23 protein-coding genes and 4 pseudogenes are annotated in these 20,171 nt (G+C 67.8%); 11 read left to right on the top strand and 16 right to left on the bottom strand.

Features of this window, described 5'->3' with window-relative positions; all coding sequences use genetic code 11:
- The first annotated feature begins 93 nt into the window (after positions 1 to 93).
- Positions 94 to 378: a GIY-YIG nuclease family protein gene (locus tag CSW63_RS19780; RefSeq protein WP_062094226.1), complete on the top strand. Its 285-nt coding sequence runs from the start codon at positions 94 to 96 to the stop codon at positions 376 to 378.
- Positions 379 to 412: 34 nt separating this feature from the next.
- Here CSW63_RS19780 and CSW63_RS19775 read toward each other — a convergent pair whose 3' ends face one another.
- The 3 genes from CSW63_RS19775 to CSW63_RS19765 form a co-directional block, all read right to left on the bottom strand.
- Positions 413 to 1,099 carry a 2OG-Fe(II) oxygenase gene (locus CSW63_RS19775; RefSeq protein ID WP_062094227.1) on the bottom strand — a complete coding sequence of 229 codons (687 nt, stop codon included), beginning with the start codon at positions 1,097 to 1,099 and terminating at the stop codon, positions 413 to 415.
- Entirely contained in the window at positions 1,096 to 1,323 is a 228-nt protein-coding gene (locus tag CSW63_RS19770) for an Ada metal-binding domain-containing protein (RefSeq protein WP_062094228.1), read from the bottom strand. The genes CSW63_RS19775 and CSW63_RS19770 overlap by 4 nt, the downstream gene beginning before the upstream one ends.
- 75 nt (positions 1,324 to 1,398) lie before the next feature.
- Positions 1,399 to 2,667: an EAL domain-containing protein gene (locus CSW63_RS19765; protein WP_197425226.1), complete on the bottom strand. Its 1,269-nt coding sequence runs from the start codon at positions 2,665 to 2,667 to the stop codon at positions 1,399 to 1,401.
- A gap of 188 nt (positions 2,668 to 2,855) precedes the next feature.
- On the opposite strand from CSW63_RS19765, the gene CSW63_RS19760 reads away from it, so the two are divergent.
- Positions 2,856 to 3,176: a ferrous iron transport protein A gene (locus CSW63_RS19760; RefSeq protein WP_168193696.1), complete on the top strand. Its 321-nt coding sequence runs from the start codon at positions 2,856 to 2,858 to the stop codon at positions 3,174 to 3,176.
- Between the two features lie 4 nt (positions 3,177 to 3,180).
- Positions 3,181 to 5,088 (top strand): ferrous iron transport protein B, encoded by a 1,908-nt coding sequence (gene feoB / locus CSW63_RS19755; protein WP_062094230.1) that lies wholly within the window; start codon positions 3,181 to 3,183, stop codon positions 5,086 to 5,088.
- A 7-nt stretch (positions 5,089 to 5,095) separates the two neighbouring features.
- Here feoB and CSW63_RS19750 read toward each other — a convergent pair whose 3' ends face one another.
- The 7 genes and pseudogenes from CSW63_RS19750 to epmA form a co-directional block, all read right to left on the bottom strand.
- Positions 5,096 to 6,124: a helix-turn-helix domain-containing protein gene (locus CSW63_RS19750; protein WP_082749364.1), complete on the bottom strand. Its 1,029-nt coding sequence runs from the start codon at positions 6,122 to 6,124 to the stop codon at positions 5,096 to 5,098.
- Between the two features lie 320 nt (positions 6,125 to 6,444).
- The gene (locus CSW63_RS19745; protein WP_062094237.1) at positions 6,445 to 7,323 is read right to left on the bottom strand and encodes a 3-hydroxybutyryl-CoA dehydrogenase; all 879 of its coding nucleotides are present in this window, start codon (positions 7,321 to 7,323) and stop codon (positions 6,445 to 6,447) included.
- A gap of 138 nt (positions 7,324 to 7,461) precedes the next feature.
- On the bottom strand, positions 7,462 to 8,511 hold the full coding sequence (locus CSW63_RS19740) for a lysine-2,3-aminomutase-like protein (RefSeq protein WP_099503950.1): 1,050 nt from the start codon (positions 8,509 to 8,511) through the stop codon (positions 7,462 to 7,464).
- A gap of 35 nt (positions 8,512 to 8,546) precedes the next feature.
- The gene (locus CSW63_RS19735) at positions 8,547 to 9,248 is read right to left on the bottom strand and encodes a VIT family protein (RefSeq protein ID WP_062094232.1); all 702 of its coding nucleotides are present in this window, start codon (positions 9,246 to 9,248) and stop codon (positions 8,547 to 8,549) included.
- A 293-nt stretch (positions 9,249 to 9,541) separates the two neighbouring features.
- Positions 9,542 to 9,979, bottom strand: a complete 438-nt coding sequence (locus tag CSW63_RS19730) for a TerB family tellurite resistance protein (protein ID WP_062094239.1) — start codon at positions 9,977 to 9,979, stop codon at positions 9,542 to 9,544.
- A pseudogene (locus CSW63_RS19725) lies at positions 9,937 to 10,213 on the bottom strand (hypothetical protein). Before CSW63_RS19725 ends, CSW63_RS19730 begins: the two are co-directional and overlap by 43 nt.
- 129 nt (positions 10,214 to 10,342) lie before the next feature.
- Positions 10,343 to 11,389, bottom strand: coding sequence for an EF-P lysine aminoacylase EpmA (epmA, locus tag CSW63_RS19720; protein ID WP_062094233.1), 1,047 nt, complete (start codon positions 11,387 to 11,389; stop codon positions 10,343 to 10,345).
- A 120-nt stretch (positions 11,390 to 11,509) separates the two neighbouring features.
- Here epmA and efp point away from each other — a divergent pair, with 120 nt between their 5' ends.
- Entirely contained in the window at positions 11,510 to 12,076 is a 567-nt protein-coding gene (gene efp, locus CSW63_RS19715; RefSeq protein ID WP_062094234.1) for an elongation factor P, read from the top strand.
- Positions 12,077 to 12,144: 68 nt separating this feature from the next.
- On the opposite strand, the gene CSW63_RS19710 is transcribed toward efp, so the two are convergent.
- From CSW63_RS19710 to CSW63_RS19700, 3 genes are all read right to left on the bottom strand, one after another.
- Entirely contained in the window at positions 12,145 to 13,845 is a 1,701-nt protein-coding gene (locus CSW63_RS19710) for an ATP-binding protein (RefSeq protein WP_062094235.1), read from the bottom strand.
- Positions 13,846 to 13,992: 147 nt separating this feature from the next.
- On the bottom strand, positions 13,993 to 14,934 hold the full coding sequence (locus CSW63_RS19705) for an electron transfer flavoprotein subunit alpha/FixB family protein (RefSeq protein WP_099503059.1): 942 nt from the start codon (positions 14,932 to 14,934) through the stop codon (positions 13,993 to 13,995).
- The gene (locus tag CSW63_RS19700; RefSeq protein WP_062094221.1) at positions 14,934 to 15,680 is read right to left on the bottom strand and encodes an electron transfer flavoprotein subunit beta/FixA family protein; all 747 of its coding nucleotides are present in this window, start codon (positions 15,678 to 15,680) and stop codon (positions 14,934 to 14,936) included. The genes CSW63_RS19705 and CSW63_RS19700 overlap by 1 nt, the downstream gene beginning before the upstream one ends.
- Positions 15,681 to 15,887: 207 nt before the next feature.
- Between CSW63_RS19700 and CSW63_RS19695 the strand changes: the two genes are divergently transcribed.
- Entirely contained in the window at positions 15,888 to 16,196 is a 309-nt protein-coding gene (locus tag CSW63_RS19695; protein WP_062094220.1) for a hypothetical protein, read from the top strand.
- Positions 16,197 to 16,458: 262 nt separating this feature from the next.
- Here the strand turns inward: CSW63_RS19695 and CSW63_RS19690 are convergent, their stop codons facing one another.
- Together CSW63_RS19690 and CSW63_RS19685 are read right to left on the bottom strand one after the other, a co-directional pair.
- Complete coding sequence (locus CSW63_RS19690; RefSeq protein ID WP_062094219.1) at positions 16,459 to 17,037, bottom strand: cob(I)yrinic acid a,c-diamide adenosyltransferase; 579 nt, start codon at positions 17,035 to 17,037, stop codon at positions 16,459 to 16,461.
- A gap of 37 nt (positions 17,038 to 17,074) precedes the next feature.
- Positions 17,075 to 17,278 carry a twin transmembrane helix small protein gene (locus CSW63_RS19685; RefSeq protein ID WP_062094218.1) on the bottom strand — a complete coding sequence of 68 codons (204 nt, stop codon included), beginning with the start codon at positions 17,276 to 17,278 and terminating at the stop codon, positions 17,075 to 17,077.
- Positions 17,279 to 17,562: 284 nt separating this feature from the next.
- Here CSW63_RS19685 and CSW63_RS19680 point away from each other — a divergent pair.
- The 6 genes and pseudogenes from CSW63_RS19680 to CSW63_RS23930 all read left to right on the top strand — a co-directional run.
- Positions 17,563 to 17,699, top strand: a pseudogene (locus tag CSW63_RS19680) (hypothetical protein).
- Positions 17,635 to 17,859: a hypothetical protein gene (locus CSW63_RS19675; RefSeq protein WP_062094217.1), complete on the top strand. Its 225-nt coding sequence runs from the start codon at positions 17,635 to 17,637 to the stop codon at positions 17,857 to 17,859. Before CSW63_RS19680 ends, CSW63_RS19675 begins: the two are co-directional and overlap by 65 nt.
- Positions 17,856 to 18,503 carry a TetR/AcrR family transcriptional regulator gene (locus CSW63_RS19670; protein WP_062094216.1) on the top strand — a complete coding sequence of 216 codons (648 nt, stop codon included), beginning with the start codon at positions 17,856 to 17,858 and terminating at the stop codon, positions 18,501 to 18,503. The genes CSW63_RS19675 and CSW63_RS19670 overlap by 4 nt, the downstream gene beginning before the upstream one ends.
- 82 nt (positions 18,504 to 18,585) lie before the next feature.
- Positions 18,586 to 19,194 carry a TetR/AcrR family transcriptional regulator gene (locus tag CSW63_RS19665; protein ID WP_099503061.1) on the top strand — a complete coding sequence of 203 codons (609 nt, stop codon included), beginning with the start codon at positions 18,586 to 18,588 and terminating at the stop codon, positions 19,192 to 19,194.
- Positions 19,195 to 19,319: 125 nt separating this feature from the next.
- Positions 19,320 to 19,547 (top strand): CsbD family protein, encoded by a 228-nt coding sequence (locus tag CSW63_RS19660; RefSeq protein WP_062094214.1) that lies wholly within the window; start codon positions 19,320 to 19,322, stop codon positions 19,545 to 19,547.
- Between the two features lie 100 nt (positions 19,548 to 19,647).
- Positions 19,648 to 19,758, top strand: a pseudogene (locus tag CSW63_RS23930) (hypothetical protein); the annotation flags it as partial.
- 141 nt (positions 19,759 to 19,899) lie between these two features.
- On the opposite strand, the pseudogene CSW63_RS23925 reads toward CSW63_RS23930, so the two are convergent.
- Positions 19,900 to 20,106: pseudogene (locus CSW63_RS23925) on the bottom strand (hypothetical protein); the annotation flags it as partial.
- Positions 20,107 to 20,171: the final 65 nt, after the last annotated feature.

Below are 20,171 nucleotides of genomic sequence, written 5' to 3'. Positions count from 1 at the left end.
CGATCGCGATCTGGACCCCGGCATTCGCCGGGGAGGTCGGGGACAAATACAATCTTTGATTGATTATGTGGGCGGCGCGATCAAAGATCGCCCATGGCCTTTTACGTCTACATCATGGCCAACCGCCGAAACGGAACGCTCTACATCGGCTCGACCGACGACCTCGCTCGCCGCGTCTTCGAGCATCAGAGTCAGATTCGAGGCTTCACCGCAAAGTACGGTTGCACGATGCTGGTGTGGTTCGAGCAGCATGAAACGCGCGAGAGCGCACTGATCCGCGAGCGTCGCCTCAAAGAATGGCGTCGGTCCTGGAAGCTCATGCTGATTGAGGAGAGCAATCCTGATTGGCGTGACCTTGCATTGGATTTCCTGGGCTAGTCCCCCAAAGGCTCGGGGCGGAGCGGCTTATGACCTACGTCGCATCATGAAAGATCACCCCCAACGTCCGCCGTCGTCCGGACCGCACTTCGCTGACCCCGTGCCGCAGCATCCGCCGGTGCACCCCGCGCGTCCCCTCGGCCGGGCGTTCGCGGACCGCGAAGATCACGCCTTCGCCCTGGCTTAGCGGCACGACCTGCGGCGCGGATTGCTGGCGGGGGCGTTGCTCGACGAGGACGAACTCGCCGCCCTCGAAGTCTCGCCCCGGCTCGTCCAGCAGGAAGGCGGCCTGCAGCGGGAAGACGTGCTCGCCATAGAGGTCCTGGTGCAGGCAGTTGTAGTCGCCGGGGCCATAGGTCAGCAGCAGCGGCGTGGGGCGGGCCTGACCCGCGCCGTGGCAGCGGGCCAGCATCCCCTCCAGCGTGTCGGGAAAGCGGCGCTCTTCGCCCAGGCGCTGCGCCCAAGCGTTGGCGATCACCGACAGCGGACCATAGAGGTCCTGGCGCAGGCGCTGCACGACCTCGGGCAGCGGATAGCTGAAATACTTGTACTCGCCGCGCCCAAAGCCGTGGCGGGCCATGACCACGCGGCTGCGGAAGCCCTCCTCGCGGGGATACAGGTCGGCGATGTCGGCGCAGGTCTTAGGCTTGAGCAGCGGGCCGGTCAGGGCCCAGCCGCGGGCGTCCAGCTCGGCGGCGATGCGGATCCAGTCCACAGTCACGCAGCGACCCGGTCCGGCTTGCAACGCAGGCAGGCGCGGAAGCCGGCGGCGCGGGCGGCCTCGCGGCTGTCGTGGAAGACGACGTTCTGGCGCAGCGGTCGGCCGGGACAGCTGGCCACGCAATAAACGCCGGTGGTGCGCACGGCCACGAAGAAGGCCCCGTCGGCGGCGCGGTCGCGGGCTTCCCAGGCGGCCCAGCGGGCCTCGTCGGTGAGGTAGGTCATCGGCAGTCTCCTTCTGACGAGAGACCCTGCCGTCCGCGCGGGACGGCGTCATTCCGATGCTTGCGGCGCCTGGCGCTACCAGCCCACCGCGCGGCGACGCATCGGCGCGCGGATGAAGTCGGCGGGCGGGTCGGCTTCGGCCAGCACGGCGTCGCGGATGGCGCGCGGCTCGCCAAACAGGTGGCCTTGGCCGTAACCGATGTCGAGGTCCAGAATCTCGGCCACCTGCTTTTCGGCCTCGACCTTCTCGACGATCACCTCGACGCCGTAGCGGCGGGTCAGGGCGGCGAAGTCGCTGGCGTTCAGGTCGGGCAGCGAGGCGATGACGAGCTTGCCGTCCTGCTCTTCCAACTGGTCCAGCATCATCTGGGCGCCGACCTTCAGGAACTTCACGTCGGCGCGGGCCAGGTCCTGGAAGTCGACGTCCAGGTCGTTGACCTTGTCCAGGCTGAAGCTGAAGCCGAGGCTGGCCAGACGGGCCATGTGGCGGGCCTCCACCGGGCCGCGGCGATCGAACGCCGCCTGGCCCAGCTCGAAGATCACCGCGCCGGCCAGGTCCTTGTTGCCCTGCATGAACTCCAGGAACTGCGGGAAGAAGCTCTCGTCGCCCAGGCTGGCCAGCGAGATGTTGCAGAAGATCCCAACTTTGCGGTCCTGCTTGGCGAGGCGGCGGACGATCTGCACGCAGCGGAACAGCAGCAGGTTGTCGATCGCCGTCATCAGGCCTTCGCCCTCGGCCACCGCCAGATACTCGGCCGGCATCATCACGCGGCCCGTTTCGTCGCGCAGGCGCGAGAAGCTCTCGTAGAAGACGGTCCGGCGCTGGGGCAGGCTGACGATCGGCTGCAGGTAGAGGTCGACGCGGTTCTCGGCCAGGGCGTCCTGCACCACCTGCAGCATGTGGCTGGCGTGCGGCGCGCGCTCGCGGCCGCTGGAGCGGGCCGAGGCGGCGGCGACCTGGTGGGTCAGCTGGTGCTCCAGGCGGTCGTTCATCTGCTGGATCAGGTCTTCCAGCTGATGCACCTCGGTCGACAGCTCCTCGGACCGGCGCTGGGCGTCGGCGGCGACGGTGTCGACCAGGTCGGTGACCCGGGCGTCGACCTTCTCGATCTGGTCCAGCAGGATGGCGTGGGCTTCGCGGATGGTGTCGATGTCGACGCGCAGATTGGCGCCCATGAACGCCTGGGCGATCAGGCCGTGGAAGGCGAAGCAGAGGCCCAGCGTGCCGATGAACGCGGAAACACCGACAGTCGGCGTCGCTCCCGTCCTCCAGAGGAAGAGGGAGACGATCAAGGCCAGACAGAGATAAGCGCCCGTCAGGAGCGCCAGCATCAGTCTACGCATAATCCGTCCACACGAATCGTTACACGCAATCAGACCGGTCCCGGCCCGAAGAGTCGAATAGATTAACGGCCCTGCGCCATTCCGTCCCAACGATCCTTAAAGGCGCAGCATAACGCAGAACCCCAGGATCACTGAATCGACATTGGCCGCTTCGACTGATAATCGTTCGCAATCTAATCGGAGCCATGATGTCCGAAGCGTTCGTTTTGTCGCCTGAATTCAACCCCGCCGCGACTGCGCCGGGCGTGCGTTCCCTGGCCAGCGCCGATCGCGGTGAGCGCGGCGTCATCGTCAAGGTCACCGGCCACAGCGGCGCGGCCGAGGCGGTGATCGCCGAGGAGCTCGAGCGCCGCCTTCTGGAGATGGGCTTCGTCGAGGGCGCGTCGATCGAGGTGCTGCACGAGGGCCTGTTCGGGCGCGATCCGATCGCCGTGCGGGTGGACGACACCCGCGTGGCCCTGCGCCGTCGCGAGGCCGGCGCGATCAGCGTGAAGTTCGACGGACGCTAAGACCTTGACCCCCGATTCCGGCGCCGCCGCGCGCCCCGTCGTTTCCCCGCTCGCCGACACCGCCCGGATCGCCCTGGTCGGCAACCCGAACTCGGGCAAGACCGCCCTGTTCAACGCCCTGACCGGCAGCCGCCAGAAGGTGGCCAACTACGCCGGCGTCACGGTCGAGCGGAAAGAGGGCGTGCTGACCGCGCCCAGCGGCCGCCAGATCCGCGTGCTGGACCTGCCGGGCACCTATTCCCTGCGCGCGCGCAGCCCCGACGAAGCGGTGACCCGCGACGCGGTGCTGGGCAAGCTGGCCGGCGAGGACGCCCCCCAGGCCCTGGTCTGCGTGGCCGACGCCACCAACCTGCGCCTCGTGCTGCGCCTGGCGCTCGAGTTGAAGCAGGTGGGCCGCCCGTTCGTGCTGGCCCTCAACATGTTCGACATCGCCCAGCGCCAGGGCCTGCGGATCGACGTCGAGCGCCTGTCGACCGAGATCGGCGCGCCGATTGTCACCACGGTGGCCACCCGCAAGCGCGGCCTGCCCGAACTGCTGGACAAGGTCGAGGCCCTGGTCGACCGCCAGACCCTCACCGCCGACAACGCCTGGCATGAGCCCAGCCCAGCGGAGATCCGCGCCGCCCACGCCGAGGCCCAGCGCATCTTCAAGGCCTGCGTGAAGCCGCCCGAGCGGCCCGACACCGTGACCGGCAAGATCGACGGCGTGCTGCTGCATCCCGTGGCGGGCCTGATGATCCTGCTGGGCCTGCTGTTTGTCATGTTCCAGGCGGTGTTCACCTGGGCCACGCCCGCCATGGACGGTATCGACGCGGGCTTCGCCGCCCTGATCGAACTGACCAACGCCCACCTGCCCAAGGGCCTGCTGACCAGCTTCATCGCCGATGGCCTGATCGCCGGCGTCGGCAGCGTGCTGGTGTTCCTGCCGCAGATCCTGATCCTGTTCTTCTTCATCCTGCTCCTGGAAGACAGCGGCTACATGGCCCGCGCCGCCTTCCTGATGGACCGGATCATGGGCGGCGCCGGCCTGCACGGCCGCGCCTTCATTCCGCTGCTCAGCAGCTTCGCCTGCGCCATTCCCGGCATCATGTCGACGCGGGTGATCGACAACCGCCAGGACCGCCTGACCACGATCCTGGTCGCGCCGCTGATGACCTGTTCGGCGCGGATTCCGGTCTACACCCTGATCATCGGCGCCTTCATTCCGCAGCAGACGGTGTGGGGCGTGCTGTCCCTGCAGGGCCTGGTGATGTTCGGCCTCTACGCCAGCGGCATCGTCAGCGCGCTGCTGGTCTCGTTCGTGATCCGTCGCATCTTCTGGCGCGGCGCGGTCGAGCCCTTCATGATGGAGCTGCCGACCTATCGCTGGCCCGAGCCGCGCAACGTCCTGATGAACCTCTGGACCCGCGCCCGCATCTTCATGAGCCGCGCCGGCCGCATCATCCTGCCGCTGATGGTTCTGGTCTGGGTGCTGTCGACCTTCCCCTATCCGCCGGAAGGCGCGACCGGGCCGGCGATCGACTATTCCATCGCCGGGCGCATCGGCCAGTTCCTGGCGCCCTTGATGGCCCCGATCGGCTTCAACTGGCAGATGACCGTGGCCCTGATCCCGGGCATGGCCGCGCGCGAAGTGGCCGTGGCGGTGCTGGGCACCGTCTATGCCGTCGGCGGCGAGGACGGCGAGACTGGCGCCCTGTCGACCCTGCTGAAGAACCAGTGGTCGCTGGCCAGCGCCCTGTCGTTCCTGGCCTGGTACGTGTTCGCGCCGCAGTGCCTGCCCACCCTGGGCGTGGTGAAACGCGAGACCAACAGCTGGGTCTGGCCGACGATCATGTTCGTCTACATGGTCAGCCTGGCCTATATCGCGGCCTTCATCACCTACCACGTCGCCGTGGCGCTGGGCGCGGGGTAGGGGGCGTCTACAGCAAGCTCCCCACCCAGACGAACACGTCGTCTGGCCGTTCCAGCGCCGATAGCCCCTCCCGCCGCGCGGCGCCGCCCAGGCGGCGCAGGCGGCCCGGGGTGACGCCGAAGCGGGCGCGGAACACGCGACTGAAATGGGCGTCCGAGCGAAAGCCGAGGCCATAGCCGATCTCGGCCAGGGTCTTGCGTTCGTTCTGGTCGCGGATGATCTCGTCGAAGGCCTGGTCCAGGCGGCGGGCCTGGATGAAGGCGCTGACGCCGCCGGCCGGCTCGAAAACCTTGTAGAGCAGGCTGCGCGAGATCCCCAGGTGCTGGCGCACGGCCTCGGGCGTCAGTTCCGGGTCGGCCAGCCGGGCGATCACGAAGTCGCGGGCCGAGGCCAGCAGCATCTTCTCGACGGGCCTGGCGTCGCCGCCGGCCGGCTCTCCGTGCGCCAGGATCGCGGCGCTGAACAGAGTCGCCGCCGCCTTGCCCGCCAGCGCCGCCTCGGGGGTGGAGATCGTCTCGATGCTGTCCCACACCGCCCGCATGTGCGCGCCCAGGATGCGGCCGGTGGCGGTGTTTTCCGAGATCACGCGGCCATGGAAGTCCAACTGGCCGACCTGCTCGTCCAGGGCCGCGCGGGGCAGGGCCAGATAGAGCGTCTCGAAGGCGGCGGTGGTCAGGTCGAAGGGCCGTGACATGTCGACCAGGCGGATCGAGCCCTCGCCGCCATCGGCCGGCCGCCCGTCATAGACTCCGCGCCAGCCGCCGGAGCTCAGTTCCAGAACCGCCAGGGCCGAGTCGGCGGTGTCGGTGACGATGTGGGCGTAGCGGCGGTCGAAGCGTTGGGGCACGCCCGCGCAGCGCGCCAGGACCACGCCGCCCAGATTGTAGCCATCCATCCGATTGCGGAACTCGGCCTCGGGGCAGAGCAGGGTGACGTCGAACAGCTGGGCGCAGGCCTGGCGATAGCGCTCGGCCGCATCGGGCTGTTCGCGGGCGTCCAGCACCCACAGGTCTCTTGGCGGACGTTCCGTTGACATGGGCCCTCAATGATCGCCCTGCCAGTCGCCGATTCCGGACAGACAGGCAAGAGAACGTGGACGTGCGGGCAATGACAGAGTGGCGCCGTAGCGCGAAAAGGAGCCATCCTTTCGAGCGCGCCGGTGGGGTAGTTGGCGCGCGCGGGGGGTGATCGCCGCTTCCTCCGCCGGGTCTCGGCGATCTAGCCGGCGCGATTCCCCTATCGCGTCGGCCTTCGGGGGGAGGCCTTTCGACAAGGCTGTACCGACGAAAAAGAGGCGCGCGCCTGGAGGGGGCGCGCGCCTCGATTCTCTTCAGAGATCGCGGTGTTGAAGTCCGGTCAGCGCGTGGGGACCGGCGTCTCGCCTCGATAGTCGTAGAAGCCGCGTCCGGTCTTCTTGCCCAGCCAGCCGGCCTCGACATACTTCACCAGCAGCGGGCAGGGGCGGTACTTGCTGTCGGCCAGGCCCTCGTGCAGCACGTTCATGATGCTGAGCACGGTGTCCAGGCCGATGAAGTCGCCCAGCTCCAGCGGGCCCATCGGGTGGTTGGCGCCCAGCTTCATCGCCGTGTCGATGGCGTCGACCGTGCCGACCCCTTCGTACAGGGTGTAGATCGCCTCGTTGATCATCGGCACCAGCACGCGGTTGACGATGAAGGCGGGGAAGTCTTCGGCGTTGCTGGTGATCTTGCCCAGCGACTGGGCGAAGTTCACGGCGGTCTCGTAGGTCGGGACATCCGTGGCGATGCCGCGGATGATCTCCACCAGCTTCATCAGCGGCACCGGGTTCATGAAGTGCAGGCCGATGAAGCGCTCGGGCCGGTCCGTGGACGAGGCCAGGCGCGTGATCGAGATCGACGAGGTGTTGGAGGCCAGCAGCGTGTCGGGCTTCAGGTGCGGCTGCAGGCTGCGGAAGATCGATTTCTTGACCTCCTCGTTCTCGGTCGCCGCCTCGATGGCCAGGTCCGTGGCGCCGACGGCTTCCAGGCCCTCGGCGGGCTGGATGCGGGCCAGGGCCGCCTTCATCGCCGCGTCGTCGATGATCCCACGGCCGACCTGGCGAGCCATGTTCTTCTCGATGATGGCGATGCCGGCGTCGATCCGCTCGCGCGAGATGTCGTGAAGCCGTACGTCATAGCCGCCCAGGGCGACGACATGCGCGATGCCCGACCCCATCTGGCCGGCGCCGATCACGCCGACCGTCTTGATTTCACTCATAAAAGCCAAGCCTTCGCTTGAATTCGCGCCGAACGCCACAGTCCGGGCCATCTGTTGTGACGACTTTTCTAGCACGAGAAACCATGGCCTCGCCAAGGCTTTGCTGCGTCGCAACGGGGCGGGGGCGCCCTGGCGTCGTCAGGGCGTGGGCGGATAGGGCCGCGCGTCGCCGTCCGGCGTCTCCACCGCACCCTCGGCGAGGTAGGTGGGGCCGACCGGAACCTTGCCGTGGCCGCCGGGGATGTCGAGCACGTAGGTCGGCTGGGCCAGGCCTGAGAGCGTCCCGCGCAGGGCGCGCATGATCGCCTGACCCTCGGCGACCGTGGTCCGCAGATGCGCGGTGCCCGGCGCCAGATCGCCATGGTGCAGGTAGTACGGTTTGATCCGCGTCTCCACGAAGGCGCGCATCAGGTCGGCCAGGGTCTGGGCGTTGTCATTGACCCCGCGCAGCAGCACCGTCTGGCTGACCATGGGAATTCCGGCGTCGACGATCCGCGCGCAGGCGGCGCGGGCGGCGGGGGTCAGCTCGCGGGCGTGGTTGGCGTGCAGCGCGACATAGACCGCCTTCGACGAGCGTTTCAGCGCGGCCACCAGCTCGGGCGTCACCGCGTCGGGATCGACGGCGGGAACGCGGGTGTGGAAGCGCACGATCTTGACGTGGTCGATCGCCTCCAGCCGGTCCATCAGGTCGGCCAGGCGCCGGGGCGACAGCACCAGCGGATCGCCGCCGGTGACGATCACCTCCCAGATCTCCGGGTGCGCGGCGATATAGGCGAAGGCCGCGTCCAGCTGGTCCGGAGTCAGGTTGGACAGCCCCTCGGGGCCGACCATCTCGCGCCGGAAGCAGAACCGGCAATAGACCGCGCAGGTGTGGGTGGGCTTTAACAGCACCCGGTCGGGATAGCGGTGGACGATCCCCTCGATCGGGCTGTGGGCGGCGTCGCCGATCGGGTCGCCGTCCTCGCCGGGGCTGGACACCAGCTCCTCGGGGGAGGGGATGAACTGCCGTGCGATGGGGTCGTTCTCGTCGCGGGTCTCGATCAGCGCGGCCATGGCCGGGGTGATCGTCACCGCATAGCGCGCGGCCACCGTCTCCAGCGCCGGCAGGCGCTCGGACGGGACCAGCCCGGCCTCGGTCAGGGACCGGACGTCGCGAAGGGTCTTGGCGGGGGCATGAGGCGCGGGGATATGCGGGATTTTCCGCCGCGACGCAAACAGGGCCCCTAGACGACCGCCCCGAACAGCTTGCCGATCACGGCGGTCACCCCCAAGGCCAGGGCGCCCCAGAACGTGACGCGCAGCATCGGCTTCCAGGGACTGGCGCCGCCCGCCCAGGCGCCCAGCCACCCCAAGACCGCCAGGAACACCAGGGTGGCGACCGAGATGGTCGGGATGATCACCGGCAAGGGCGCCAGCATCGACACCAGCAGCGGCATGGCCGCCCCGACCGCGAAGGTCGAGGCAGAGGTCAGGGCCGCCTGCACGGGCCGCGCGGTGACGTGCTCGGAGATGCCCAGCTCGTCGCGGGCGTGGGCGGCCAGGGCGTCGCCGGCGTTCAGCTGTTCGGCGACCTGCCGCGCGAGATCGGGCGTCAGGCCCCGCGCCACATAGATGGCGGTCATCTCCTCCAGCTCTTCCTCGGGCTGGATTTCCAGTTCCTTGCGCTCGCGGGCGAGGTCTGCGGCCTCGCTGTCGGCCTGCGAGGCGACCGACACATATTCGCCGGCCGCCATCGACATGGCCCCGGCCACCAGACCGGCGCTGGCGGCCAGCAGGATCGGACCCCGCGTGGCCTCGGCCGCCGCCACCCCGACCACCAGCGAGGCGGTCGAGACGATGCCGTCATTGGCGCCCAGCACGGCGGCGCGGAGCCAGCCGATGCGCGAAACGGCGTGGCGTTCGACGTGGGCCTTCAAACGGGTCATCTGTTGCTCTCTGTTCACAGCACTCTGGATCGGAGCAGGATGCGCGGCCTTGATCCGCGTCAAGCAAGTTCAATGTGCTCAGGTCTGGACCCCATGACGGCGACAAAGTCCGCGGGTACGGCAAGAACCAAACCTCTTGTCGTCCCGGAAGCCTCGTAGAGGCTATCCGGGATCCAGGGGCCGCAAGCGCCGCGCGCCTTCACCCCCCTGGGCCCCGGCTCTCCCCCCGGCTCAAGGCCGGGGTCCGGCCGGGATGACACCAGAAAATGATCAGTGCGGATTGAATTCGGCCTCTACGGCAGAACCCGTAGGGGGCTGACGTCCAGCCAGGCGCAGATGTCGAGCACGGCCGTGCGTTCCTCGGCTTCCAGTCCCCCGTCGATCGAGACCGCCACGGCGGCGGAGGCCACGGCCTCGGCTTCGGCGCGCCCCTTCAGGCGGCGGATCATCATCTCGGCCTCGACCCAGGTCTCCTCGGGCCGGGCGTCGAAGCGGGCGTCCAGGGCCTCGAAGGCTTGCAGCGCGGTCTCCAGCTCCAGCCCTTCCAGCAAGGGCTGCGACTTCAGGCGCTCGACCATGCGGCTGCGCTCGTCGGGCGTCACCGCCCCGTCGACCTGGGCGATCAGCACGCAGGCGGCGACCAGGGCGTCGATCTGCTGACGGCGGTCGTCAGGTCCGGGCGCGAGTATCACCGCCACCGTGCGGCGGTGGCGTTCATCTCCGCCGTCCAGAGCTGTTCCTTCAGGCGTTCGCGACGCAGGTCCCACAGCCGCATCAGGCTGCGATCCGGCTCGGGCTTCCGGGCTTCTTCGTGCAAGGTCAATGTCAGCCGCGCGATCTCGGCGCGAATCTGTCGGGCGGTCAAAAGGGGCAAGCGCCAGCTCCTCTGTTCAGAAGGGGCGCGCCCGACGGCGGGAGAGGGGATGGCGAGAGGGTAAGCCGCCAGGACCCGACATCGAGCGCACCCGATGCGGTCCGACATCACGTTCGACGTGGGGGCGTCGAAATCGTCAGAGGGGCCCGGCCCGCTGTCTGCATTTTGTGCGAACGCGTGCAATTCGCAAGAGGGGTATGCAAAATTTTCGGCGCGAGTCTCAGTCCGCCACCGGCGTCCAGACCACGTCCTCGATCCGCCGCGCGCCGGTGGCCAGCAGCACCAGCCGGTCGAAGCCCAGCGCCGAGCCGGACGCCTGCGGCATGTGCTCCAGCGCCGCCAGGAAGTCCTCGTCGATCGGGTAGCGCTCGCCGTAGATCCGCGCCTTCTCATCCATCTCGATCAGGAACCGGCGGCGCTGCTCGACAGGGTCGGTCAGTTCGCCAAAGGCGTTGGCCAACTCCACCCCGCAGGCATAGAGCTCGAAGCGTTCGGCCACGCGCGGGTCGGCGTCCTTGGGGCGGGCCAGGGCGGCCTCGCTGATCGGGTATTCGCAGAGGATGGTCGCCCGGCCTTCGCCCAGGCGCGGCTCGACCTTCTCGACGATGATGCGGCTGAAGATGTCGGCCCAGCTGTCGTCCTCGGCGACGCGAATTGCCGCCTTGCGGGCTTCGTCCGCCAGGGCGTCGCGGTCGGTCGAGCCGTCATTCGCTACGCTGGCCAGCAGGTCGACCCCCGCGTGCCGCTGAAAAGCCTCGGCCACCGACAGGCGCTCCGGTGCGGCGAACGGATCGCAGGACATGCCCCGGAACTCGAAGCGCGTCGTTCCCGCCGTCTGCGCGGCCAGGGCCAGCAGGCTCGCGCAGTCTTCCATCAGGGTCTGGTAGGGGGCGCCGGCCCGGTACCATTCCAGCATGGTGAACTCTGGATGGTGCAGCGGCCCGCGCTCGCGATTGCGCCACACCTTGCCCAGGCTGAAGATCTTCTCCTCGCCGGCCGCCAAGAGCTTCTTGCAGGCGAACTCCGGCGAGGTGTGCAGATAGAGCGGACTGGCCTCGCCCGCGATGGTCAGGGCCTGCGTGGCGAAGGCGTGCAGATGCGCCTCGTTGCCGGGCGAGACCTGCAGGGCCGCAGCCTCGACCTCCTCGAAGCCTTCCGCCTCGAACCAGGCGCGGAAGGCCTTGGTGATGCGGTTGCGGGCCAGCAGGAACGGCCGGCGGTCGGCGTGGACGCTGGCGCGCCACCAGGTGGAGGAAGCTAGGGACAAGGCTGCAAAACCGAAGAGGCTGGAGATTTCGGCCCTTTCGCTATACGAGGGCGCTCACGGATCAATAGCACGAACGCGCCCGCGGCCTCGCGCGCGCTTTCATCCAAGGAACGTAACTACGTGAAGGTCGCAGCCAGCTCGCTCCGCAAAGGCTCTGTCGTCGACATGGACGGCAAGCTCTATGTCGTCCTGAGCGCCGAAAACATCCACCCCGGCAAGGGCACCCCGGTGACCCAGCTGAACATGCGCCGCATCTCGGACGGCGTGAAGGTTTCGGAGCGCTATCGCACGACCGAGCAGGTCGAGCGCGCCTTCGTCGACGACCGCAACCACACCTTCCTGTACAGCGACGGTGACGGCTACCACTTCATGAACCCGGAAACCTACGACCAGCTCGTGGCCACCGAAGAAGTGATCGGCGACGCCGCGCCCTACCTGCAGGAAGGCATGACCGTCATCCTGTCGACCCACAACGACGTGCCGATCGCCATCGACCTGCCGCGCACGGTGGTCCTCGAGATCGTCGACACCGAACCGTCGGTGAAGGGCCAGACCGCGTCGTCGTCCTACAAGCCGGCCGTGCTCAGCAACGGCGTCAAGACCACCGTCCCGCCGTATATCACCGCCGGCACCAAGGTCGTCATCCTGACCGAAGACGGCTCTTACGTGGAACGCGCCAAGGACTAAGCGTCCTTCAAGCGTCGTACAGACAAATAGCCCGGCGGATCGTTCCGCCGGGCTATTTCGTCGGGGCCTCAGCGCCGCCCCAGCCGCGTGATCGTCGTCACCAGGGTCGACATCTCGATTGGCTTCTCGATGAAGGCGTCCATGCCCGCAGCGGACGCGGCGGCGCGTTCCTCGTCCATCATTCCGGCGGTCAGGCAGACGATCGGCAGCTTGCGCCAGCGATCGTCGGCGCGGATGCGGCGCGTCGCCTCCAGGCCGCCCATGACGGGCATGTTGAAGTCCAGCAGCACCACGTCGACCTCGCGCTCGGCCAGGATATCGAGAGCCTGCCGGCCATCGTCGGCCTCGACGATCTCGCAGCCCAGCGGGCCCAGCATCATGGCGATGACCTTGCGGTTGACCGCATAGTCGTCGACCGCCAGCAACCGGAGTGGTTTGTCGCCGCCGAGACCGGCGATGGTCTGCACGGCGGTGACGGTCGGCACGCCGCACGCGAAGGTCAGGGTGAAGGTCGAGCCCTTGCCTTCGGTGCTGCGGACGGTGACCGAGCCGCCCATCATCTGGGCCAGGCGCCGGGTGATGTTGAGGCCAAGGCCCGTGCCGCCGGTGCGCTGGGCGACGGTGGGGTCGGCCTGCTCGAACGGCTTGAAGATCCTGGCCAGCACGGTCGGACTCATGCCGACACCGGTGTCGGAGACGACGATCTTGGCCAGCATCCGGTCGGGCTCGTCGCCCGCCTCGCAGCTGACGCGGACCCGGATCTGGCCGGCGGGTGTGAACTTCACCGCGTTCGAGACCAGGTTGGCCAGGCATTGGCGCACCCGCAGCGGATCGAACAGCAGGGCGCGGGGCAGGGCCGGGTCGACGTCCAGCGTGATCTCCGTCGCCTTCTCGCGCGCCTGAGCCTGGTGGATCCGCACGACCCGCTCAGCCAGTCGCCCAAGATCCTCCTGAGCGGGGGCGATCTCCAGCTTGCCGGCTTCGATCTTGGCCATGTCGAGCACGTCGTTGAGCAGGGCCAGCAGGGTGCGGCCCGACTCTTCCAGAAGTTCGACCTGTTCGCGCTCACCGGGCTCCAGCGGCTCCAGCTTCAGGGCCTGCGACAGGCCCAGCATCCCGTTCAGCGGCGTGCGCAGCTCGTGGCTCATCAAGGCCAGGAACTCGGACTTGGCCTGGCTGGCGGCCTCGGCCTGGCTCTTGGCCAGCTCCAGGGCGCGGCCCTGCTGACCGTTGGTCTGGGCGGCCTTGGCCGTATAGGTCAGCAGGATCAGGACCGACGCGCATAGCACCAGGCGCTCGGCGGGCGGGAAGTCGTTCATCACGCCGCACATCACCAGCAACACCGTCGCGGACCCGCCGCCGATGATCAGCAGCAGGGTCTTGGAGCGCGCCGTGAAGGCCTGGGCGTGAACCAGGAAGGCGCAGACCACGCAGAGAGCCGAGAGCCGCAGGGCGGGGTGCTCCTGACGCCACAGCATGATCGCCAACGCCCACCAGACGATGTTCATCCAGATGACGGCCGCCACATAGGCCAGGCGCTGGCCGTGGCTGATCTTGCGCTCGGCGCGCTGGGGGCTGCTGCAGATGAACACCGCCGCCTCGGCGCTGGCCACGGCCAGGCCCCACAGCAGGCCGCCGTTCAGGTCGATCGCGAACGCATAGAGCAGCGCCGTCGCCGCGCAGATGACCAGACGCACGCCCAGGGTCGGGAGGCTGCGCGCCGTCACCGTGGTGACATCCTGGTCCAGCCATTCGGCGAATCTGGGCAAGGCGACCGAGGTCCTGGAAACTCGACTAAAGTCGTTTCCTACCTGCGCCCGCACAGGTTGCAAAGGGCTTCCGAGGTCTAGGGTCCAGCAAAAAGGCCCGGAGTCGCCTCCGGGCCTTTCGCGTTTATGCGTCTGTCGACCGGTGGCTTACTTGCCGACGGCGGCCAGGGCGTCCATCAGTTCCGGCACGGCGGTCTTGTAGTCGGCGACCAGGCCGAAGTCGGCGACCTGGAAGATCGGCGCGTCGGCGTCCTTGTTGATCGCGACGATCACCTTGGAGTCTTTCATGCCGGCCAGGTGCTGGATCGCGCCCGAGATGCCGATGGCGACATAGAGCTGCGGCGCCACGACCTTGCCCGTCTGACCGACCTGATAGTCGTTCGGGGCGTAGCCGGCGTCGACGGCCGCGCGCGAGGCGCCGACGGCGGCGCCCAGCTTGTCGGCGAGGGGCTCGATGACGCGCTGGAACTCTTCAGCCGAACCCATGGCGCGACCGCCCGAGACGACGATCTTGGCCGCGGCCAGTTCCGGACGGTCGGACTTGACCATCTCTTCGCTGACGAAGCGGGTCTTGCCAGCGTCGGCGCCGCCGACGGTCTCGACCGAGGCCGAGCCGCCTTCAGCGGCGGCGGCGAAGGCGGTCGGACGCACGGTGATCACCTTCTTGGAGTCGCTCGACTGAACGGTCTCCAGGGCGTTGCCGGCGTAGATCGGACGCGTGAAGGTGTCGGCGGCGACCACGTCGACGATGTCCGAGATCGGGGCGACGTCCAGCTTGGCGGCGACGCGCGGGGCGTAGTTCTTGCCGCCTGAGGTGGCCGGAACCAGGATCGCGTCATAATTGCCGGCCAGGGCCAGCACGGCGTCGGCCTGAGCCTCGGCCACGCCGTGGCCCAGGGCGTCGGACTCGGCCAGCAGCACCTTGCGGACGCCGGCGATCTTGGCCGCGGCGTCGGCCACGGCCTTGGCGCCCTTGCCCAGCACCAGCACGTCGACGTCGCCCGAGATCTTCAGGGCGGCGGTGACGGTCTTGTGGGTGGCGTCGCGCAGCAGCGCGTTGTCGTTATCGGCGACGACGAGAACAGCCATTACAGCACCCCCGCGGTGTTCAGCTTGGAAACCAGGTCAGCGGCCGTCTCGACCTTGATGCCGGCCGAGCGCTTCGGCGGCTCGGTGACCTTCAGGACCTTCAGGCGCGGCGCGATGTCGACGCCGTAGTCGGCGACCGTCTTGCTGACGATCTCCTTCTTCTTGGCCTTCATGATGTTGGGCAGAGACGCATAGCGCGGCTCGTTCAGGCGCAGGTCGGCGGTGACCACGGCCGGCAGATCGACGTCGATCGTCTGCAGGCCGCCGTCGACTTCGCGGGTGACCTTGGCGCTGGCGGCCGAGACTTCGAGCGCCGAGGCATAGGTCGCCTGCGGCCAGCCCAGCAGAGCCGACAGCATCTGGCCCACGGCGTTGTTGTCGCCGTCGATCGCCTGCTTGCCCATCAGGACGAGGTTCGGGTTTTCCTCGGCCACCACGGCGGCCAGCAGCTTGGCCACGGCCAGCGGCTCGGGATCGGCGTCGGTGGTGATCAGCACCCCGCGGTCGCCGCCCATGGCCAGCGCCGTACGGATGGTTTCCTGGGCCTGCGCCGGACCGATGCTGACGATGACGACCTCGGTCGCCACACCCTTTTCCTTGAGACGCACGGCTTCTTCGACCGCGATCTCACAGAAAGGATTCATCGACATCTTGACGTTCGCCAGGTCGACGCCCGTCTGGTCCGCCTTCACGCGGGCCTTCACGTTATAATCGATCACCCGTTTAACCGGGACTAGGACCTTCATCGGTTTCCACCGCCTCCAGGCTTGTGTTTCTCCTGCTCGGGCACCGACTTAGCGTTTCGGCGCCGCAATGCAAGTTTCCCTTGGCGTAAGCGTAAGGCTGAAAACGCGCCGGGCTTCAAACGGTTGTACGATTTTTGCGGGCGTCTGTCGCCAGGGGGCCTCCTCGCGACAATTCCCTTAAGCGCTGAAAAGCGATATGGGGCCGCCATGAACAAGACCATCAACCGCCTGAAGTACATCTTCATCGGTATCTTCCTGTTGGCCAGCGCCAGCGTGCTGGCCTACCACGCGATGTGGGTGTGGCCGAAGGATCGCTGCGAGAAAAGCGGCGGCGCCTGGGCCGGCAAGTGGATGAAGTGCGCGACGGTCTATCCGATCGAGACCTGGACCCGCCGTCCGCGCGGCACCCCGCCGCTGAATGGCGAGCGCGCCGATGCGCCCACCGCGGACGCGCCGGCCAAGGCCGCGCCCGCTCCGGCGGCGGCTCCGGCTGCGGCGGCTCCCGAGAAGAAGTAGCCTAGGGCTCCTCCTCAATCAGCAACATTTTCTCTCGTCATCCCGGCCGGAAGACCGCGTAGCGGGCTGTAGCGCCGGGACCCAGGGGCCACCGCACGATCGCTCGCCCCTGGGTCCCGGATAGCCTCTTCGAGGCTTCCGGGATGACGAGAGGTTTAGTCATTGCAATATCGGGGCGAGATCGGGGCTTTCCCGCCCGCAATGCGGTCCAGACCCTAGACCGTCGTCAGTGCGGGGCGCTGATCCGAGCGAGGACGGCCCCCTAGCGCGTCGCGCCCGGCTTCCACAGCACGTCGGCCTGACCCTTGTCGTTGGCCCAGCGGGCCGCGACGAACAGAAGGTCCGACAGGCGGTTCAGATACTTGATCGCCGGAACGCCGACGATCTCGCCGTCCATCTCCGACAGGGCCACGACACCGCGCTCGGCGCGGCGGCAGACCGTGCGCGCCACATGCAGGGCGGCGGCGGCCGGCGAGCCGGCGGGCAGGACGAACGAGGTCAACGGCGACATCTCGCCGTTCAGCTGGTCGATCTCGCGCTCCAGCCGTTCGACCTGGCTTTCCAGCACGCGCAGGGGCTCCCATTCGGGCTTGCCGTGCTGCTCGGGGGTGGCCAGATCCGCGCCCAGGTCGAAGAGGTCGTTCTGAATCCGCTCCAGCATGGCGTCCAGCACCGGATCGGCTCCGGTGTGCTGGCGGGCCTGGCCGATCGCGGCGTTGGTCTCGTCGACCCCGCCATAGGCGTCGACGCGTGGCGAGGCCTTGCTGACCGGCGCCCCGGTGGCCAGGCGGGTCGAGCCGCCGTCGCCGGTGCGGGTATAGATGCGGTTCAGCGTGACCATCGGTCGCGGACTCCTGTTCGCCGAAAAGAGCTAGAGGTTAAGCGCCCTTCCGCCACCAGAAGGCGGCGGCGACCAGGACGATGATGGCGATGAACTGCAAGAGCACGCGCAGCCGCATCAGCTTGTTCGACCAGGAGCGGCCGAAATCGCCCCCGCGAAACAGGGCGTAAAGGCCCGCCCCCAGGGCGATCAGAACCGCCAGAAGCGCGGCGGGAACGAGGAAGTCAAACAGGTGCGACATGCCTCTCAGAATAGGGCGTGGTCGGCCCCCGCGCCATACCGACCGTAGCCATAAGGGCGCGGTCCCGCGAGGTCGGGGGATTCCTGATCAGTGATCAAGGTCCGATGAGCGAATTCGGCGAACCTGTTCGGTGAGGGCATTTGTCGCAGTGACTAGCTGACAACGATTGCGTACCCATCTTAAACGCAGCCGTTCGTCGAGTTCTGTTCGATTTGGCGGTTGCATCGTTATCATCTTGGCGTTAGACGCCCCGCTTTCGTTTTCTTAGTGCGCGTTCGTTGAACATGATCACCCTCCCCCATTGCGGTCTGTTCAGCGCTTTTCACCCACCCAATCGGGGGACAGGAGACCACCGCATGAGCGCTCGCCTAGCGACCGCCGCCGCGCTCTCCGCGTCCGATCGCGAAGAAGCCATGGCTGAAGTTCGCCAACTGATCACCGACCTGCGCGACGCCGCGCAGGACGGCCGTGAGTTGGCCCGCCGTTACGCCGACGTCCTTCAGAACGTCGTCGATGAGTACTGTGTTGAGTTCGAGAAGCGCGCCGAGGCGGCTCTCGCCCGTCTGGAGGCCGCCGCATGAGCTTTGTGTCCGTCAATATCGAACAGGGCGCCGAGACCCCGGTGAAGCTGACCCGCCGCGCGCTGGCCAAGCAGCGCACGCGCGAGCGCGTGTTGGCCGCCGCCCGCCGTCTGTTCAGCGAGCGCGGCTATGAAGGCGCCACCATCCGGGACATCGCCCAGGCCGCCGGCATGTCGACCGGCGCGGTGTTCGCCAGCTTCGCCGACAAGTCGGAGCTGTTCGAAGAAATCCTGACCGCCGACTACGAGGTCATCTACGCCCAGATGACCCAGGCCGCCCGCGCCGCCAAGACGGTGGACGAGGCGCTGCTGGGCCTGTTTGGCGTGGCCTACAGCTTCCACCTGGAGCAACTGCCGCTGCTGCGCGCCAGCATCTCGGTGTCGTGGACGCGTTCGGAAGTCGCCGAGCGCCGGGCCCGCAACGACATCAAGCACATCTTCAAGCTGATCGGCGTGACCCTGCAGCGCGCTGTCGACGAAGGTCAGCTCAAGAAGGATATCGACGCCAAGCTCTTGGCTGAAATCACTTGGGACGTGTATGTCGCCAACTACCGCCGCGCCGTCTACGACGGCTGGTCGGTTGAGGCTCTGCTGGCGCGGCTTTCGGATCAACTGAAGGTCATCTTCGCGGGCGCCCGCGCTTAAGACCAGACGGAGGCGCTCCGTTCGGGGGAGCGGAGCGCCTTCGATTTCCATATTGACGCTGGCGTGTTCGAGGGGGGCGGGCTTGGGCGTAAGAGACGAGCAGAAGGCGGCGACGCGCGAGAAGGTTCTCGACGCCGCCAGGGACCTGTTCAACGACGTTGGCTATGAAGAGACCACCATCCGCGCCATCGCGGAGCGGGCGGGGGTCTCGGTCGGCAGCGTCTTCACCACCTTCGCCTCCAAGGCGGAGGTGCTCAGCCATGTGATGACCCACCGCCTGGACGAGCTCTACGCCGAGTTCGACCGGGTGATCCCGTTCCTGCGGGGCAGCACTTCCGATCGCCTGTGCTCGATCTTCGCCATTCACTACGCGTTCGAGACCCGGCGCGTGAAGCTGTTCCTGGCTCACATCGCCGCGTCCTACAATCCAAACAACGAAGCGGGCGTCACGCCCTACGGCCTCAATCCACGTCTCAGCCAGATGCTGATCGACGTGCTGGAGGACGGCGTGCGCAAGGGCGAAGTCCGGGCCGATCTCGACCTTGGCCTGCTGGTCGACACCCTGAAGGCCGCCTACGCCTGGAACTACCGCATGGCGGCCGCCAAGGGCGGTGATCTGGCCGCGACGGAGATGTCGGCGGTGATGGACCGCCAGATCGCCCTGATCGCCGAGGGCTGGAAGCCGCGGTAGGGGTAAGCCCAAAGCGCCCCCTCCTCCCCCGCGAGCGGGGCAGGAGGGGGCGCTGTTTCATGGGGCCCCGTCGGATCGCTTACGGCCACGTTTGCGTTCAAGCCGGACAATCCATGGAGAGTCCGATGAAGCGCACCCTGTCCCTGTCCCTCGTAGCCCTCTTCGCGACCGGCGCTCTGGCCGCCTGCGACAAGGAGGCCGGCCGCAAGCAGGAGACGATCGGCAAGGTCGAGTCCGGCGTCGGCGAGATCGTCGGCGACAAGGACCTGAAGAAGGAAGGCCAGAAGGACCAGGTGGCCGGCAACCTCAAGCAGGGCGAGATCAAGGACGCGATCAAGGACGCGAAGAAGTAGGGGCTGGTCTGGCGGAGCTTGGCGGGCCGCACGAGCCGGACTGTCCCAGCGGCCGTGACGGCGGAGACCATGCTCCCTCTCCCAGAGGGAGAGGGTTGGGGTGAGGGGGTACGGCGTCCCACGGAGCGCCGGCACGCCGTCAGACCTCGTAACCCCTCACCCTCCCACCGCTTCGCGGCGGGCCCCTCCCTCTCCCTTTGGAAGAGGGATTTGTGTCGATGGTGTGCCCCTACAATCGCCCGCGTCCGCCGCGCCTCAACCGATCCAAGCCTCGCTCAGTCGGCGGATCCGACGCTGGCGCAGCCGTCGCGACGGCGGCGAGCGCTGCGTCCAGCGCCGATCCCGCCGCCGCCCGCGGCGCGGGCCGTCTCTGCCCGCTCATCGCCGCGATCTTGCGGACATTGGCGGCCAGTTCGCCGCACGCTTTCACCTTGTCGCGAGCCTTGCGGAGCACGGCGGGGTCGTCGCTGGCCTCGATCATGGCCCAGGCGGCGTCGATCGCCGCCATCAGCTTGGCCTGTATCCGGGCGCACCAGGTCTCGGAGGTCGTCTGGGTCATGGCGCCAGCATGAGGTCACGCCGAAGGGCGGGGATAAGAAACCTGCGTTTTTCTGTAAGGCCCTG

Source organism: Caulobacter sp. FWC26, from assembly GCF_002742645.2.
In the GTDB taxonomy this organism is placed as follows: domain Bacteria; phylum Pseudomonadota; class Alphaproteobacteria; order Caulobacterales; family Caulobacteraceae; genus Caulobacter.
Note: the sequence above shows the minus strand (reverse complement) of the source record. Positions and strands in the feature narration are given on the sequence as shown.